The sequence below is a fragment of the Micromonospora sp. NPDC049497 genome, assembly GCF_044465805.1.
GTDB lineage: Bacteria > Actinomycetota > Actinomycetes > Mycobacteriales > Micromonosporaceae > Micromonospora.
In genome coordinates, this window is the sequence record NZ_JBITMC010000010.1 from 122683 (window position 1) to 139540 (window position 16858).

General features: G+C 73.6%; 13 protein-coding genes. 10 read left to right on the forward strand and 3 right to left on the reverse strand.

Features of this window, described 5'->3' with window-relative positions:
* Positions 1-78: 78 nt before the first annotated feature.
* Complete coding sequence (locus tag ACIBR0_RS16210) at positions 79-2790, forward strand: HAD-IC family P-type ATPase (protein WP_396716276.1); 2712 nt, start codon at positions 79-81, stop codon at positions 2788-2790.
* Between the two features lie 69 nt (positions 2791-2859).
* Here the strand turns inward: ACIBR0_RS16210 and ACIBR0_RS16215 are convergent, their stop codons facing one another.
* Together ACIBR0_RS16215 and ACIBR0_RS16220 are read right to left on the reverse strand one after the other, a co-directional pair.
* Entirely contained in the window at positions 2860-3642 is a 783-nt protein-coding gene (locus ACIBR0_RS16215; protein WP_396716278.1) for an anti-sigma factor, read from the reverse strand.
* On the reverse strand, positions 3596-4198 hold the full coding sequence (locus ACIBR0_RS16220; RefSeq protein WP_357041895.1) for a sigma-70 family RNA polymerase sigma factor: 603 nt from the start codon (positions 4196-4198) through the stop codon (positions 3596-3598). Before ACIBR0_RS16220 ends, ACIBR0_RS16215 begins: the two co-directional genes overlap by 47 nt.
* A 243-nt stretch (positions 4199-4441) precedes the next feature.
* On the opposite strand from ACIBR0_RS16220, the gene ACIBR0_RS16225 reads away from it, so the two are divergent.
* The 7 genes from ACIBR0_RS16225 to ACIBR0_RS16255 all read left to right on the forward strand — a co-directional run bounded on the left by ACIBR0_RS16225 (position 4442) and on the right by ACIBR0_RS16255 (position 11085).
* Positions 4442-5272, forward strand: a complete 831-nt coding sequence (locus tag ACIBR0_RS16225) for a DUF4397 domain-containing protein (protein ID WP_396716281.1) — start codon at positions 4442-4444, stop codon at positions 5270-5272.
* Positions 5269-5931 carry a class F sortase gene (locus tag ACIBR0_RS16230; protein ID WP_396716283.1) on the forward strand — a complete coding sequence of 221 codons (663 nt, stop codon included), beginning with the start codon at positions 5269-5271 and terminating at the stop codon, positions 5929-5931. The genes ACIBR0_RS16225 and ACIBR0_RS16230 overlap by 4 nt, the downstream gene beginning before the upstream one ends.
* Before the next feature lie 132 nt (positions 5932-6063).
* Positions 6064-7239, forward strand: a complete 1176-nt coding sequence (locus ACIBR0_RS16235; RefSeq protein ID WP_396716285.1) for a cysteine desulfurase family protein — start codon at positions 6064-6066, stop codon at positions 7237-7239.
* 242 nt (positions 7240-7481) lie between these two features.
* Entirely contained in the window at positions 7482-8555 is a 1074-nt protein-coding gene (gene mnmA, locus ACIBR0_RS16240) for a tRNA 2-thiouridine(34) synthase MnmA (protein ID WP_396716287.1), read from the forward strand.
* Positions 8556-8585: 30 nt separating this feature from the next.
* Positions 8586-9590, forward strand: a complete 1005-nt coding sequence (locus ACIBR0_RS16245; protein ID WP_396716289.1) for a methionine synthase — start codon at positions 8586-8588, stop codon at positions 9588-9590.
* A 36-nt stretch (positions 9591-9626) separates the two neighbouring features.
* Positions 9627-9992, forward strand: coding sequence for a VOC family protein (locus tag ACIBR0_RS16250; RefSeq protein WP_396716291.1), 366 nt, complete (start codon positions 9627-9629; stop codon positions 9990-9992).
* A 91-nt stretch (positions 9993-10083) separates the two neighbouring features.
* Positions 10084-11085 carry an ADP-ribosylglycohydrolase family protein gene (locus ACIBR0_RS16255; protein WP_396716293.1) on the forward strand — a complete coding sequence of 334 codons (1002 nt, stop codon included), beginning with the start codon at positions 10084-10086 and terminating at the stop codon, positions 11083-11085.
* A gap of 108 nt (positions 11086-11193) precedes the next feature.
* Here the strand turns inward: ACIBR0_RS16255 and ACIBR0_RS16260 are convergent, their stop codons facing one another.
* Positions 11194-11724 (reverse strand): type II toxin-antitoxin system PemK/MazF family toxin, encoded by a 531-nt coding sequence (locus tag ACIBR0_RS16260; RefSeq protein WP_396716295.1) that lies wholly within the window; start codon positions 11722-11724, stop codon positions 11194-11196.
* Positions 11725-11881: 157 nt separating this feature from the next.
* Here ACIBR0_RS16260 and ligA point away from each other — a divergent pair, with 157 nt between their 5' ends.
* Both ligA and ACIBR0_RS16270 read left to right on the forward strand, forming a co-directional pair.
* Positions 11882-14017: an NAD-dependent DNA ligase LigA gene (gene ligA, locus ACIBR0_RS16265; RefSeq protein ID WP_396716297.1), complete on the forward strand. Its 2136-nt coding sequence runs from the start codon at positions 11882-11884 to the stop codon at positions 14015-14017.
* A 148-nt stretch (positions 14018-14165) separates the two neighbouring features.
* The gene (locus tag ACIBR0_RS16270; RefSeq protein WP_396716299.1) at positions 14166-16790 is read left to right on the forward strand and encodes an EAL domain-containing protein; all 2625 of its coding nucleotides are present in this window, start codon (positions 14166-14168) and stop codon (positions 16788-16790) included.
* Positions 16791-16858: the final 68 nt, after the last annotated feature.

Here is a 16858-nt window from a genome sequence, read left to right on the forward strand (position 1 = left end):
TTGAGCAGAAGGGTCCGCGGTGATGCCCGAACTGCGACGATGACACGAGCGCCCAGCACCCCACCCGGAGGAGGGGCGATGGCGGCCAGGACGCCCGGAAGCGGTCACCACGCGCTGGCCGTGCACGAGGTCGTACTCCTGCTGGAGACCCACACCGAACGGGGGCTGACCGACGAGGAGGCGGCGGCCCGCCGAAAGCGGTTCGGGCCCAACGTGCTGCCGACGGCGGACAGCGGCGGTGTGCTGCGCCGGCTGCTCCGGCAGTTCCAGAACCCCCTGGTGTACGTCCTGGTCGCCGCCGGCGTCGTCACCTTGATGCTGGCCGAGTACGTCGACTCCGGCGTGATCTTCGGGGTGGTCCTGGTCAACGCCGTCATCGGATTCCTGCAGGAGTCCAAGGCCGAGGCGGCGCTGGACGCGCTACGGGCGATGGTGCGTACCGAGGCCCGGGTGGTGCGCGGCGGGCGGCAGCGCCGGGTCTCCTCGGACGACGTGGTCCCGGGCGACCTGGTCCTGGTCGAGGCCGGCGAGAAGGTGCCCGCCGACCTGCGGCTGGCCCGCGCCGACGAACTGCGCGCCGACGAGTCGGCACTGACCGGCGAGTCCCTGCCCGTCCGCAAGGACGAGGTCGTCCTCCGGGACGGGACGCCGGTGGCGGACCGGCGCAACGTCCTCTACTCCGGCACGCTGGTCACCGGTGGGTCGGCGACCGGCATCGCGGTCGCGACCGGGGCGGAGACGGAACTGGGCCGCATCCACCGTCTCGTCGGGGCTGCCCAGGTGCTCGACACACCGTTGACGTCGAAGCTGGCCCGTTTCAGCCGAGTGCTCACCGTCGCGATCCTGGTGCTCGCGGCGGTCACGTTCGGCGTTGGCCTCGTCCGCGGTGAGCGCGCGGGTGACACCTTCACCGCCGCCGTCGCACTCGCGGTGGGTGCGATCCCCGAGGGACTCCCCGCAGCGGTGACGATCACGCTGGCGATCGGCGTGTCACGGATGGCCCGCAGGCGGGCGGTGATCCGGCGTCTGCCGGCCGTGGAGACACTTGGCAGCACGACGGTGATCTGCACCGACAAGACCGGAACCCTGACCGAGAACCAGATGACCGTACAGGCCGTCTGGACCGTCGCCGGTCGGTACGGGATCAGCGGCGGTGGTTACGCACCCACGGGCGAAATAACGGATCCGCAGGGTGGCCCGGCCCCCACCGGAGAGGGCGGCGCGCTGCGCTGGTCGCTGCTGGCCGGTGTCGCCTGCAACGACGCTCGACTTGACGAGCGTGAGGGCCGGTGGACGGTGCTCGGTGACCCGACCGAGGGGGCCATGCTGGTGGCGGGTGCCAAGGTCGGGCTCCGGGCCGAGGAGGTGGCCGAGGAACTTCCCCGGGTGGCAACGATCCCGTTCAGCTCCGAGCGGCAGTTCATGGCGACCCTGCACGACCAGCGGAACGACGGACGTGTGGTCCTGGTCAAGGGCGCGGTGGAAAGGGTTGTCGAGTGGTCCACCGAGGCACTCGACGGGGGCGGGTCGTCCGTCCCGCTGGACCGGGCGGCCGTGCTGGCCGCCGCTGCGGATCTGGCCGGTGAGGGGCTACGGGTGCTCGCCACCGCGATGTGGCGCGTCGATCCCGGTGAACGACTGGTGGAGGAGGAACTACCCGGCAACCTGGTCTTCACCGGGCTGCAGGCGATGCTCGACCCGCCCCGGCCCCCTGCCGCCGCCGCGGTCGCGTCGTGCCGGAGGGCGGGGATCGCGGTAAAGATGATCACCGGCGACCACCGGGCGACCGCCAGCGCCATCGCCGTACGCCTCGGGCTGCTAGCGGGCGACCCGGGGCCGGGCGAGGTCCTCAGCGGCGCGGACCTGGACGATTTGTCCGACGCGGCCCGTCCGGAGGCGGTGCGCCGGGCCTCGGTCTTCGCCCGGGTGTCACCTGAGCAGAAGCTCCGGCTGGTGGAGGCGCTGCAGGCCGAGGGGCAGGTGGTGGCCATGACGGGCGACGGGGTCAACGACGCGCCCGCGCTGCGCCAGGCCAACATCGGGATCGCCATGGGACGCGCCGGTACGGAGGTGGCCAAGGAGGCGGCCGACATCGTGCTCACCGACGACGACTTCGCCACCATCGAGTCCGCCGTCGAGGAGGGGCGCGGCGTCTTCGCCAACCTGACGAAGTTCATCACCTGGACACTGCCCACGAACACCGGCGAGGGACTGGTCATCCTTGTGGCGATCCTGCTCGGCACGGCGCTGCCGATCCTGCCGAGCCAGATCCTCTGGATCAACATGACGACCGCGGTGGCGCTCGGCCTGACGCTCGCCTTCGAGCCGAAGGAACCGGGAATCATGGACCGGCCGCCCCGCGATCCTGGCCAGGCTCTGCTCACCGGTGCCCTGGTGGTCCGGATCCTGCTGGTTTCGGCCCTGCTCGTCGCCGGTACCTGGTGGCTGTTCGAGTGGGAACTGGGCGCCGGGGCGGACCTGCCGGAGGCCCGCACCGCGGCGGTGAACCTCTTCGTCGCCGTGCAGGCGTTCTACCTGTTCAGCTGTCGCTCGCTCACCCGGTCGCCGTGGCGACTCGGGCTGTTCACCAACCGCTGGCTCATCGGCGGCGTCCTGGTACAGGCCGTCGGCCAGTTGGCGTTGACCTACCTGCCGGTGATGAACGCGCTGTTCCGGACGGCACCGATCAGCGCCGGGGCCTGGCTGCGAATCCTCGGCATCGCCCTGCTGGCGACCGCCGTCGTGGCACTGGACAAGCGGTTCGGCTGGTTCGGCCGCCGGCTCGGCTGAACGCCGGGCCGGCGGCCGTCGCCGGAAGGGAGCTGATCGGCGGGCCGGGGAGCTGAGCCGGCCCGCCGATCAGCCCGTCAGGGTGCCCCTCAGCAGACTGTTGCCGGAGTGGGCGGTGTTGTTGTCCAACGTCTCGGCGGAGACGTCGACAACTGAGTATGCCTCAAGGTCGACCTTCGGTGGCAACGGCAGCAGCTCGTCAGGTTCGTCACCCAACACCCCGACCGAGAACATCTCCATGGTGGTCGGGTTGATGAGCCACACCTCGTAGTACCCCGGAACGTCCGGGAGATTCGCCACGTGCAGGTGCAGCCGGCCGTTGTCGAACACCCGCGCCTCACCCGTGGCGTCCGGCGGCGTCGAGCCGTACGCCGCCAGGGGCGCACTGGCCAGCACCACCCGCGGGGCCGGCTCCGGATCCTTCGGGTCCAGCACGGCGAGCGTGCCGACCACGCCGAGGGCGGCGGCGGCGACCGCCGTCACCGCGGTGCCCGCCCAGCGCGACCAGCGGCTGCGCCGGTGCGGCCGGGGCGTGAGCACCACGCCGCCGGTCGGGTCCGCGTCGCCGCGGTCGTCGGTGTCGTCCGGCCGCTGCCTGCTGCGGGCGTCGCCGAGCGACGGCAGGTCCTCCGCCGCCCGGATCTCGGCCATGATGCCCTGCCAGACGTGCTCCGGAGGGTCCGGCAGGTCCCGCATGCCCTGGGTGCCGGCACCGAGGCCGGCGACGTGCTGCAGGGTCCGCATCTCGACCCGACAGTGCTCGCAGCTGTCGAGGTGGGTGCTCTCGCCGCTGTCCGCGTCGCTCTCACCGAGCGCCAGAAAGACCAGCCGGTCGTGGTCCAGGTGCTGCACCGTCCACCTCCCATCTGCGTTTCAGGTTCGCCATGCCGCGCCGGATGTGACTCTTCACCGTGCCCAGGGGCACGCCGGTCACCGCCGATATCTGTTGGTGTGTCAGGTCGTCGAAGAACGCCAGTTCCAGCATGCGTCGCTGGTCGTCCGGTAGTCGAGCCAGCTCGTCCGCGACCACCAGCCGGTCGACCACCGTGTCCGGGTCCGGGCCGGTCTGCGCCGGCTCCGGCAGTTGCCGGACCGTCTCGACCACCCGGGTCTCCCGGGCCGAGGCCCGCAGCCGGTCGATCACCTTGCGCCGCCCGATACCGAGCAGCCAGCCGATCAGTGAACCCTTGGTCGGATCGAAGGTGTCCCGCCCCAGCCAGGCGGCGACGAACGTCGCCTGGGTCACGTCCTCCGCGTCGCTGCGGTTGGCCAGCGTGCTCGTGGCCAGGTGGAGCACCGCGCGACCGTACCGGTCGTACGCCTCCCGAAGGGCCAGTTCGTCGCCGGCGCGGAATCGCGCGGCCAGGTCGTCCTCGGGAGGTGCCGGTTCGCGTCGTTCCGCCGTCACCGGGCGGTTCGCCTTCCTTGGGGCATGCCCGACTGTAACTCCCACAGTCATCGCCCCACTTCTCCGGTCGGTGTGTCCCACACGTCGTTCACCTGCTCTTCGTTGCCGCAGGACCGTTCGGATGCGGCCGGAGGAAAGAAAAAGAAATGTTCCTCGGCCGCATCCGGCCGGCGCGGAGCCGGCGTAACCCGTTCTGCAAGCCAGGCCTGACGAATCAGCACCAATCACCAGGAGGCAGTCATCATGCAGCTCTCGAACTTCCGTCGGGTCGCGGCGGGCGGCGCGGTCGCCGCGCTGACGTTCGTCGGGGTCGGCGCCCTCACCGCCACTCCCGCCTACGCCGCCACCTCCAAGGTCTCCGTCGTCCACGGCATCCCGGACACCCCGGTCGACGTGTACGTCAACGGCGAGAAGACGCTCAGCGACTTCAAGCCCGGCGACGTGGCGGGCCCGCTGGACCTGGAGGAGGGCGCGTACGACATCGCGCTGACCAAGCCGGGCGAGGCGATCGGCAGCGCGATCCTCAAGGTCGACGACGCGCAGGTGCCGGGTGGGGCGAACATCAGCATCGCCGCCCACCTGGACGCCAGCGGACAGCCGAAGATCACGCCGTTCGTCAACGACACCTCGAAGGTCGACGCCGGCAAGGCGCGACTGATCGTCCGGCACACGGCCGCCGCCCCGGCGGTGGACGTGCGGGCCGGTGGCACCCCGGTCTTCGAGGACCTCACCAACCCGAACGAGGCCAAGGGCGACGTCGACGCCGGCACCGTGAAGGCGGACGTGGTGCTCGCCGGCACCGACACCGTGGCGATCGGCCCGGCGGACCTGAACCTCAAGGAGGGCACCGCCACGATCGTCTACGCGATCGGCTCGGCCGAGGCGGACAGCCTCGACATCGTGGCGCAGACCATCACCGGTCTGCACTCCGCTCCGGCCGGTGTGCCCAGCGGTGACGGTGGCCAGGCCGGCACCGGCGTGGACACCTGGTGGTACGTGCTGGCCGGCGCCGGCGCGCTGCTGCTGGTCGGCGGCGGGGCACGGGTGGCCACCGCCCGGACCGGTCGCAAGTGACGGTGCGCAACCGCGGCGCGCTGGCGGCCATGGCCGCCGGCGTTGCCGCGCTCACCGTTGCCGCGCTGGTGGCGTGCGGCTCCCAGCCGGCCGGGAACGTCGGGTCGGAGGAGGCCGAGGACCTCGCCACCACCAGCCCGAGCCCGACCGCGACCGCCGCCGGTCCGGCGGTCCCCGTCACCAAGGGTGACCTGCCCAGCGGTGCGGAGACCGTGCCGCCGACCAAGCTGGTCATCCCGGGAATCGACGTCACGGCCACTGTGAACGCCGTCGGGATCAACCAGAGGACCGACGAGTTCGAGGTGCCGCCCAGCGTCGACCAGATCGGCTGGTACCGCTACGGCCCCGGCCTGGAGGCGAAGACCGGATCGGTGGTGATCGCCGGTCACGTGGACAGCGCCACCCAGGGCAAGGGCGCGTTCTTCCGGCTGAAGGAACTCGACCAGGGCGACACCATGACGGTGACCGGCAGCGACGGCAAGGCCCGTACGTACCGCGTCGTCGCCCGGGAGGAGTACCAGAAGACGAAGATCCCGCTGGAGCGGTACTTCGCCCGGGACGGCAAGCCCCGTCTCACCCTGATCACCTGTGGTGGCCCGTTCGACGCCGAGGCCCGCAGGTACCGCGACAACATCGTGGTCACCGCGGTGCCGGCGTGAGTTTCCCGACGCGCCCGTCGGCTGCCTGACCTGCCGGCTGACGTGGCCGCGCCGAGCCGGGGCGGGAGGAGACGCTTCCGCCCCGGCTCCGGCGTCCGGTGGGCGGCACCCCGGCCGTTAGGCTGAACCGTGATGGCATACCTGGATCACGCGGCGACCACTCCGATGCTCGACGAGGCACTGGAGGCGTACGTCGCCACCGCTCGCGAGGTCGGCAACGCGTCCTCCCTGCACGCGTCGGGCCGTCGTGCCCGGCGGCGGGTGGAGGAGTCGCGGGAGCGGGTGGCCGCCGCGCTGGGGGCCCGGCCCTCCGAGGTCATCTTCACCGGGGGCGGCACGGAGAGCGACAACCTCGCCGTCAAGGGCATCTTCTGGGCCCGCCGCGCGGCCGACGTCCGCCGTACCCGGGTGGTCTCCAGCGCCGTCGAGCACCACGCCGTGCTGGACGCGGTGGACTGGCTGACCGGCCACGAGGGCGCGGAGGTCGGCTGGCTGCCGGTCGACGCCGCCGGCCGGGTGAGCCCCGACGACCTGCGCGCCGAGTTGGCCGCCGACGGCGAACGGGTCGCCGTGGTGACGACCATGTGGGCCAACAACGAGGTCGGCACCCTCCAGCCGGTCGCCGAGTTGGCGGCCGTCGCCGCCGAGCACGGCGTGCCGTTCCACACCGACGCGATCCAGGCCGTCGGGCAGGTGCCGGTCGACTTCGCCGGCAGCGGGGTCTCCGCGCTGACCGTCACCGGGCACAAGCTCGGCGGGCCGACCGGCGTGGGCGCACTGCTGCTCGCCCGCGACGTGGCGGCCACGCCGCTGCTGCACGGCGGCGGCCAGGAACGCGACATCCGCTCGGGCACTCTCGACACCGCCGGCATCGTGGCCTTCGCGGTGGCGGTGGAGGCCGTCGTGAAGGGCCAGCAGGAGTACGCGGCCCGGGTCGCCGCGCTCCGCGACGACCTGGTCGAGCGGGTCCGCGCGGCGGTGCCCGAGGTCATCTTCAACGGCGACCCCACCGAGCGGCTGCCGGGCAACGCGCACTTCTCCTTCACCGGCTGCGAGGGCGATGCGCTGCTGCTCCTGTTGGACGCGCAGGGCATCGCCTGCTCGACCGGCTCGGCCTGCTCGGCGGGGGTGGCGCAGCCCTCGCACGTGCTCCTGGCGATGGGTGCCGACGACGACCGGGCCCGCTCCTCGCTGCGCTTCACCCTCGGCCACACCAGTACGGGCGCCGACGTCGACGCCCTGATCGCGGCCCTACCGGCCGCGGTGGAACGCGCCCGCCGAGCCGCCTCCCTCCGCACCCCCCGCTGACCCACCCCCCTCGCGCCCCCCGCCCCTCCCTTCCGCCGCGATCTTGCAGTTTCGGTCGCTCCTTCGCGGCTTTTGTGTCTTATGTCGCGGCAGAAAGTGCAAGATCGCGGGGGCGGGGTGAGGGGCGAGGGGTGGGGGCCGGGGTGGGGGCCGGGGTGGGGTGGGTCGCAGGGGCGGGACGGGTGGGGTGGTCGGGCGGTGGGCGGGGATAGGCTCGACGGGGTGACGTGGGAGGTGTGTCGGTGAGGGTGTTGGCGGCGATGTCGGGCGGCGTGGACTCCGCCGTGGCCGCGGCGCGGGCCGTGGAGGCGGGGCACGACGTGACCGGCGTGCACCTGGCGCTCGCGCGCAACCCGCAGACGTACCGCACCGGTGCGCGCGGCTGCTGCACGCTGGAGGACTCGCGGGACGCCCGCCGGGCCGCCGACGTCATCGGCATCCCGTTCTACGTCTGGGACATGGCCGAGCGTTTCCACGCCGACGTGGTGGACGACTTCGTCGCCGAGTACGCGGCCGGTCGTACGCCCAATCCGTGCCTGCGCTGCAACGAGAAGATCAAGTTCGCCGCGGTGCTGGACCGGGCCGTGGCCCTGGGCTTCGACGCCGTGGTCACCGGCCACCACGCCCGGCTCGGCCCGGACGGCCTGCTGCGGCGCAGCGTCGACCTCGCCAAGGACCAGTCGTACGTCCTCGCCGTCCTCACCCGCGCGCAGCTGGACCGGTCGATCTTCCCCCTGGGCGACTCGACCAAGGCCGACGTGCGCGAGGAGGCCGCCCGGCGCGGCCTGGCCGTCGCCGACAAGCCCGACTCGCACGACATCTGCTTCATCGCCGACGGCGACACCCGCGGCTTCCTCGCCCGGCGACTCGGCGAGGCCCCCGGTGACGTGGTCGACGCGACCACCGGCGCGGTGGTGGGCAGCCACCGCGGGGCGTACGCGTACACCGTCGGCCAGCGGCGCGGCCTGCACCTGGACCGGCCGGCACCGGACGGCCGCCCCCGGTACGTGCTCTCCATCACGCCGAAGACCAACACGGTGACCGTCGGCCCGGCCGACGCGCTGGAGGTCTCCCGGGTCCGCGCCGAGCGTCCGGTGTGGACCGGCGGTGCCCGCCCGGACGCCCCGCTGGAGTGCGAGGTGCAGCTGCGGGCACACGGTGACGTGGTGCCGGCGACGGTCGAGCTGACCGCCGACGGCCTGACCGCCGAGCTGCGCCGTCCCGTCCGGGGGGTCGCCGCCGGCCAGGCCGTCGTCGCGTACCGGCCGGATCCCGCCGGCGACGTAGTGCTCGGCTCGGCGACCATCGCCGCCTGACCGGGGCGCCGTACCCGATAGTCTTCGGCCGTGACAGATCAGGCGTGGCCGTGGCCGGCCGGCGCGGCGACCGGCATCGGTTCGCTGCCCGGCACCGACATCGCGGAGGCGCAGCGGGTCGTCCTCGGTGAGCTGCCCACGCTGCCGCACCTGCCGGAGCTGCCCGCGCGGGGTCCCGGCGCCGACCTGGTCGGCCGCACCGCCGGGCTGCTGGTCGAGCTGCCCGTCGAGGTGTACGCGGGCCGCTGGCGTGTCGCCCTCCGTCCCGGCCGGGACCTGCGCCGCGCCCGTGACCTCATGGAACGGGACCTCGACCAGCTCGCCGAGCAGGCCGAGCAGTTCGCCGGTCCGGTGAAGATCCAGGTCGGCGGCCCGTTCACGCTGGCCGGCTCGCTGGAACTGCCGATCGGCGGCCGGATGCTGCGTGACCCGGGCGCGGTGCGGGACCTGACCGGTTCGCTCGCCGAGGGCGTACGCGAGCACGTCGCGGCGGTCCGTCGCCGGCTGCCCCGGGCGTCGGTCCTGCTGCAGGTCGACGAGCCGTCGCTGCCGACGGTGCTGGCCGGACGGGTGCCGACCGAGAGCGGCCTGGGCGTCTACCGGCCGGTGGAGTCGGACCTCGCCCGTTCGCTGCTCCGGACCGTTGTCGACGCGGCCGGCGTGCCGGTGGTCGTGCACTGCTGTGCGCCGGACGTGCCGCTGGACCTGATCCGGTCGGCCGGCGCCGTCGGGGTGGCCCTCGACCTGGAACTGATCACCGACCTGGACCCGCTGGGGGAGGCCATCGACGCGGGGCTGGGGCTGCTGGCCGGCGCCGCGCCGACCCGGCCACCGTCCGCCGGTCGCCCGCCGACGTCGGCCGAGGTCGCCGACCGGGTACGCCGGATCTGGGACCGGCTCGGCTTCCCGCTCCGGCAACTGGCCGAGCAGGTCGTGGTGACCCCGTCCTGCGGGCTCGCCAACGCCACCGAGCCGTACGCGCGGGCGGTGCTCGCCGCGTGTCGGGACGCCGGCCGGCGGCTCGCCGAGGCGTGAGGTTTCCTGTCGTACGGGCGGGGCAGGATTGCCGGCATGATTGGACACCTGCGTTCCGTGGTGATCGATTGCCCCGACCCGCGGGCCCTCGCCACGTTCTACTCCGAGGTGCTCGGCCTGCCGTTGGACGCCGAGGGGACCAGCGGCGACGACTGGGTGGTGATCTCCGGCTCCGGCCACCGCCTCGCCTTCCAGAAGGCGCCCACCCTCCGCCCGCCGACCTGGCCCGAGCCGGGCGTGCCCCAGCAGTTCCATCTCGACGTCGAGGTGGACGACGTCGAGACCGCCGAGAAGCAGGTGCTGACGCTGGGCGCCCGCCGGCTGCCCGGTGGGGGTGCGGACTTCCGGGTCTACGCCGACCCGGCCGGTCACCCGTTCTGTCTGGTCTTCGACGTCGACTGATTCGTCGCGTAGCCGCTCCGGCCCGGGGTGGACGGGACGCGCGGGCCGGCCGGGGTTTCGGCGGTTGCGGGCGGGCGGCATGATCCGGGGCATGATCGACACCTCGCTCCGGCGGGCCGCCGGCTCGCTGTTCGGCCTCGCCTACGGTGACGCCCTCGGCAAGGACACCGAGTTCCTGACCGTCGCCGAGATCGTCCGGCGGTACGGCCCGGCCGGCCCGCGCGACCTCACCGGCGATCCGGCACTGGTCACCGACGACACGCAGATGGCGCTCGCGGTCGCCTGGGCGCTGCACGAGGCGCCGGTGCTCGCCCCCGAGGTGGTCGAGCCGCTGCTGCGGCAGCGGTTCCTCGACTGGGCGGTCAGCCCGGACAACAACCGCGCCCCGGGCATGACCTGCCTGCGCGCCTGCGCCGAGCTGGGCCGGGGGCTGCGCTGGCAGGAGGCGACGGTCGCCGGCTCCAAGGGCTGCGGGGCGAACATGCGCGTCACCCCGGTGGGCCTGGTCGACGTCGACCTGGACACCCTCGCCGGGCTCGCCCAGCTCCAGGCCGGCCTGACCCACGGTCACCCGACCGGCCTGGCGGCCAGCGAGCTGACCGCGTACGCGGTGCGGCTGGTGCGCGACGGTGCGGCCCTGGCGGAGGTTCCCGGGCTGCTGACGGACCGGGCGCGCGACCAGCGTCGGGTCTACCGCGCGGACTGGCTCGGCGACCTGTGGGAGCGGCCCGGGGCGTCCACGCCGGAGGACTTCGTCGCCCGGGGCTGGGACGAGTGCCTCGACGTGCTCGCCCGGCTCGAGGCCGCGCTGTCCCGCCCCGACGACGGCGGCGACCCGTGCCGGCACACCGGCGAGGGCTGGATCGCGGAGGAGGCGCTGGCCACGGCGTTGTACTGCGCCGTCCGGCACGCCGACGACCCGGTGACCGCCCTGGCCCGCGCCGCCACGACCGCCGGCGACTCCGACTCGATCGCCGCCCTGGCCGGGGCCTTCGTCGGCGCGGCGCACGGCATGCCCGCCTGGCCGGCGGAGTGGGCGACCCGCATCGAGTACGCCGCCCAGCTCGCCACCCTCTCCAACACCTGGGACTGACCCCCCCGGCCCTGCGGGCGTTGATCAAGGGGTTCGCGTCAAGGTTGATCTTCAAAGTGGCGCAAACCCCTTGATCAACATGGCGGGGAGGGGTCGGGGCGGGCCGGGTCAGGCGGTGCGGAGGTGGGGGAGACGGCGGATCTCGCGCCAGAGGGCGGGCTCGCAGGTGCCGACGTGGTTGGAGAAGTCGGCCAGGGGGATGTGGACGGGCTCGCCCAGGTTGACGAAGCTGTCGTGGTCGGCGTCCGGGTCCCACTCGCGGGTCGGGATGCGCACGTGGTCGTCCCGGTCGCTCTTGTCCTGACTGGTGATCTTCAGGACGTCGGCGCCCCGCGGGTCGACCCGCAGCACCAGGCAGGGCCGCACCTTCGAGCCGCTGCCGTCGGCGTACGGGACGTCGGCCCACCAGATCTCACCCGCGGCGGGCGCGCCGGCGGGCGCGGCCTGGCCGGTACGCGGGCGCGGTGGCGCGGTGGACCGGGTACGACCGCGCCCCTTCGCGCCGGGGCGGGCGCCTCCCGGCTTGCCGGTACGCCCGGCCGGCCGGCGGCCGGCCGAGCGACGCCGCCAGTCGTTCCACGCCCAGCCGGCGGCCACCGCCAGCACCACCGCCACCGCCCAGAGCAGCCATTCGGGCATCGGTACCTCCGTCGCGTCGGGCGGCGACCCCGGCCGCCGTCGGGCGATCCTCGCACGTCAACGGCCGGTTCGCCGCTCGGGCGTGGCGGGTGACCGGCGAAGTGTCCCACCGGACCGATACGGTGCCGGGTAGCGAAGAAACGGGAGGTCCCAAGCGGTGTCCGAGGAAGTTGTCGGCCAGCAGGTCAGCGCGGCACAGGAGGCGGCGGCGGGCACCGAGCCGACCCCGGAGGCCCGGGAGCGGCACGCCGTGCTCAGCCAGGAGCTGACCGAGCACCAGTACCGCTACTACGTCCTCGACGCGCCGACCGTTTCCGACGCCGAGTTCGACAGGCAGTTGCGCGAGCTGGAGGCGCTGGAGGCGGAGTTCCCGGCGCTGCGTACGCCCGGCTCACCGACCCAGCGGGTCGGCGGGAGCTTCTCCACCGACTTCACGCCGGTCGCCCACGCCGAGCGGATGATGTCGCTCGACAACGCCTTCGCCGACGAGGAGCTGGCCGCGTGGGCCGAGCGGGTCGAGCGGGACGCCGGCGGTCCGGTGCCCTACCTCTGCGAGCTGAAGGTCGACGGCCTCGCCATCAACCTGACCTATGAAAAGGGGCGGCTGGTGCGCGCCGCGACCCGGGGCGACGGCCGCACCGGTGAGGACGTGACCGCCAACGTCCGCAGCATCCGCGACGTGCCGGGGGAGCTCACCCCGTCGACCGAGTTCCCCGACGTGCCGGAGTTCATCGAGGTGCGGGGCGAGATCTACTTCCCGGTCGCGGCGTTCGCCGACCTCAACGCCGGCCTGGTCGAGCAGGGCAAGGCGCCGTTCGCCAACCCGCGCAACGCCGCCGCGGGAAGCCTGCGGCAGAAGGACCCCCGGATCACCGCGTCCCGGCCGCTGCGCCTGGTCGTGCACGGCATCGGCGCCCGTCGCGGCTTCCGGCCGAGCGCCCAGTCCGAGTCGTACGCGGCGTTGAAGGCGTGGGGGCTGCCCACCAGCGACCGGTGGCGGGTGGTGCCCGACCTGGCCGGTGTCGCCGACTACATCGCCTACTACGGCACACACCGGCACGACGTGGAGCACGAGATCGACGGGGTTGTGGTGAAGGTCGACCCGGTCTCCATCCAGGGCCGCCTCGGGTCGACCAGCCGGGCGCCACGCTGGGCGATCGCCTTCAAGTACCCGCCGGAGGAGGTCAACACCAAGCTGCTCGACATCGACGTCAACGTCGGGCGCACCGGTCGGGTCACCCCGTTCGCGGTCCTGGAGCCGGTCCGGGTGGCCGGGTCGACGGTCGCCCTGGCCACCCTGCACAACGCGCAGGAGGTGGCACGCAAGGGCGTGCTGATCGGTGACACGGTGGTGATCCGCAAGGCCGGCGACGTGATCCCCGAGGTGCTCGGGCCGGTGGTCGAGCTGCGCCCGGCCGACGCGCGCCCCTTCGTCATGCCGACCACCTGCCCGGCCTGCGGCACGCCGCTCGCGCCGGCCAAGGAGGGCGACGTCGACATCCGCTGCCCCAACGCCCGCAGCTGCTCGGCGCAGCTACGTGAGCGGGTCTTCCACCTCGCCGGCCGGGGCGCGTTCGACATCGAGGTGCTCGGTTACAAGGGTGCCGCCGCCCTGCTCGACGCGGAGGTCATCCAGGACGAGGGGGACCTGTTCACCCTGGACGCCGAGCAGCTGTCCCGCTCGCCGTTCTTCGTGAACAAGGACGGCAGCCTCGGCAGCAACGCGGTCAAGCTGCTGGACAACCTCGCCGTGGCCAAGGAGCGCGACCTGTGGCGGGTGCTCGTCGCGCTCTCCATCCGGCACGTGGGCCCCACCGCCGCGCAGGCGCTGGCCCGGCACTTCCGCTCCGTCGAGGCGATCGACCGGGCGAGCGAGGAGGAGCTGTCCTCCGTGGACGGTGTCGGCCCGACGATCGCGGCGAGCATCCGCGAGTGGTTCGCCGTCGACTGGCACCGCGAGGTCGTCCGCAAGTGGGCCGACGCGGGCGTACGCATGTCGGAGGAGGTGGTCGACGAGGGCCCGCGCCCCCTGGAGGGGGTGACCGTGGTGGTGACCGGCACGCTCGCCGGGTTCTCCCGCGACCAGGCCGCCGAGGCGATCCAGAGCCGGGGCGGCAAGGTGAGCGGGTCGGTCTCCAAGAAGACCGGCTTCGTGGTGATCGGCGACAACCCTGGCTCCAAGGCCGACAAGGCGGCCGGCCTCAAGGTGCCGATGCTCGACGAGGACGGGTTCCGTGTGCTGCTCGATGCCGGCCCGGACGCCGCCCGCGAGGTCGCCCGCGTCGAGGGCTGACCACCCGCAGGGATCTTGCGCGCGTATACCAACTTAATTACGACTACGACCGATTCGTGACTGTCATACCGGGAAACTCGACGCCGAGGGCGTTTCATAGGGGCACGGTGTGTGCGGGACACTCCGGTCGTCGTCTGCGGAGGTGTGAATGGAGACCGCCGATCCGCGCAACTCCGTTCCACCGGAGGTGACGGCGCGGTTCTCCGCCTTCGTGGCGGCGGTCCTCGGGGTGGCCGTTCTCGTCTCGGCCGATCCGCTGCTGACGCTGCCCGGTCGGCTCGACGAGCTACCCGCCGCCTTCTGGACCATGGCGGTGCTGGCGGTCGCCTGCGACGCCCGCCCGTTCGTCCCGCCCGGCCGGCGGCAGTCCTCGGCGGTCTTCCCCTCCACCTGCTTCACCTTCGCGATCCTGTTGGGCTGGGGCCTGGGTCCGGCGGTCGCCGTCCAGGCGGTGGCGGTGGTGGTGTCGGGCTGGCGCATGGGTTACGCCCCCTGGCGGACCGCCTTCAACGCCGGGCAGTACGCCTGTGCGCTCGGCGCCGCGTACGCGGTCACGCTGCTCGGGGCGGGCAGCGTCTTCGACGGCGGGCGACTGCGCTGGACGGACGTGGCCGTCGTGGGTGCCGCCACGCTGGCCTGGTTCCTCGTCAACTACGGGCTGGTGAGCGCCGCCGTCCGGTTGCGGTTCGGTGACCGCTGGTGGCCCGGCCTGCGGCAGGGGCTCGGGTTCGAGCTGCTCTCCACCGGCTCGCTGCTCCTGCTCGCCCCGGTGCTGGTCACCGCGGCCCGGGCCAGCGCGGCGCTGATCCCGCTGGTGCTGGTGCCGCTGTTCGCCGTCTACCGGATGGCCCGGCTCAGCGTCGAGCAGCAGCAACTCGCCTCCCTCGACCCGCTCACCGGCCTGCCCAACCGCAAGGCCCTGCTGGCGGAGGTCGGGGAGCAGGTCCACCTGCACGCCGAACGCGCCGCCCGGGGTGAGCCGGACTCCCGGCTGGCCCTGCTCCTGCTCGACCTGGACCGGTTCAAGCACGTCAACGACGCCCTCGGCCACGCGGTGGGGGACCGGCTGCTGGTCGAGGTGAGCGCGCGGCTGACCGAGGCCGTCGGCGGGGACATGGTGGCCCGGCTGGGCGGGGACGAGTTCGCCATCGTGATGCCCCGGCTCACCGACGCGGGGGAGGCGCGGGACCTCGCCGACCGGGTGGTCGCCGCGCTGGCCGAGCCGGTCCCGCTGGACGGGCTGCCGCTGGACGTCGGCGGCTCGATCGGTGTGGCGCTCTTCCCCGACCACGGCGAGGACTTCGCCACCCTGATGCGCCACGCCGACGTGGCGATGTACGACGCGAAGCACCGCAACGACACGGTGGCCGTGTACGCGGCCGAGTCCGACCACAACTCCGCCGAGCGGCTCGGCCTGCTGGCCGACCTGCGCCGGGTCCTGGAGTCCGGCCCCTCCACCGTCGGGCCCGCTCCGGGAGGTGCCGAGACGGCGTCGGACCTGGCGGGGTTCACCGCCGGATCGGTGCTGCCGGGGGGCGGGCCGGGCGAGGTGCGCGGCTCGGACGGGGCGGAGCTGCCGGCCACCGCGGTGGACAGCCGCACCGGCGGGGCCGGCCGGTGGCGACGGTGGCGCCGCCGCCAGCCGACGGACCTGGTCCACACCGACGAGCTGATCAACCACATCGTCACCGCCGCCGATCCCATCCGCCGCCGTTCGGCGCGCGCCGCGGAGGACGTCCCGAACGGCCGGGCCGCCACGACGAGCGGTCGCGGCGCGCACGCCGAGGACACCGCGGCGGGCCCCGGTTCCGCGCCGCACTCGGCCGACACCGCGAAAGGCGCCGGTCCGGCCAACGTCAACGCCAACGGAGCCGGCCCGGCCGACGCCAACGGAGCCGGTCCGGCCAACGTCAACGCCAACGGAGCCGGCCCGGCCGACGCCACCGCCACCGGCGCCGGCCGGCGCGGGACCGACGTCGACCCGGCCGCCGGCGCGGGCGAGATCACGATGTACTACCAGCCGCAGATCGCCATCGCCACCGGTGAGGTGGTCGGCGTCGAGGCGTTGCTGCGCTGGCGGCACCCGCGCCGGGGGATGGTCGACCCGGAGGAGCTGATCCGGGTCGCCGAGCAGAGCGCGGTGATGCGGCTGCTGACCCGGCGGGTGGTCGACGACGTGGTGGCGCAGCTGGCGCGGTGGTCGGCCGCCGGGATCACCCTGCGGGCGGCGCTCAACGTCAGCGTGCGGGACCTGCACACCGGCGAGATCGCCGACCAGATCGCCGACCGGCTCGCCCGCCACGGGGTACCGCCGCAGCGTCTGCAACTGGAGATCACCGAGGGCGCGCTGATGGCCGACCCGCGCCGGGTGCTGGCCACGATCTCCCGCCTGCACCGGATCGGGGTGGGCATCGCGCTGGACGACTTCGGCACCGGCTACTCGTCGTTGCAGCACCTGCGCCGGCTGCCGCTGTCCGAGGTGAAGGTGGACCGGTCGTTCGTACTGGGGATGGCCGACGACGCCGACGACGCGGCGATCGTCACGTCGACGATCGGGCTCGCCGGGGCGCTCGGGCTGCGCGTGGTCGCCGAGGGCGTCGAGGACGAGCGGACCTGGCGGATGCTGCACGCGGCCGGGTGCGACGCCGCCCAGGGCTGGTTCTACGCCCGCCCGATGCCGGCCGACGAGCTGGTCGCCTGGCTGGCGCGTTACCGGCCGGTGCGCCCCACCGCCGACCCGGACGCCGAGATCCCCCGCCGGCACGCCCGCTGACCCGCTACCGGGACAGGCGGGGCGGAACAATAGACTCGCACCGGTCACCGCGCGTCACGCACCACCCG

What these genes read in the sequence shown, in the direction of transcription:
- ACIBR0_RS16210 (WP_396716276.1), top strand. Translation starts at nt 79, where the DNA reads ATGGCGGCCAGGACGCCCGGAAGCGGTCACCACGCGCTGGCCGTGCAC.
- ACIBR0_RS16225 (WP_396716281.1), top strand. Translation starts at nt 4,442, where the DNA reads ATGCAGCTCTCGAACTTCCGTCGGGTCGCGGCGGGCGGCGCGGTCGCC.
- ACIBR0_RS16235 (WP_396716285.1), top strand. Translation starts at nt 6,064, where the DNA reads ATGGCATACCTGGATCACGCGGCGACCACTCCGATGCTCGACGAGGCA.
- ACIBR0_RS16250 (WP_396716291.1), top strand. Translation starts at nt 9,627, where the DNA reads ATGATTGGACACCTGCGTTCCGTGGTGATCGATTGCCCCGACCCGCGG.
- ACIBR0_RS16255 (WP_396716293.1), top strand. Translation starts at nt 10,084, where the DNA reads ATGATCGACACCTCGCTCCGGCGGGCCGCCGGCTCGCTGTTCGGCCTC.
- ACIBR0_RS16260 (WP_396716295.1), bottom strand. Translation starts at nt 11,724, where the DNA reads ATGCCCGAATGGCTGCTCTGGGCGGTGGCGGTGGTGCTGGCGGTGGCC.
- ACIBR0_RS16270 (WP_396716299.1), top strand. Translation starts at nt 14,166, where the DNA reads ATGGAGACCGCCGATCCGCGCAACTCCGTTCCACCGGAGGTGACGGCG.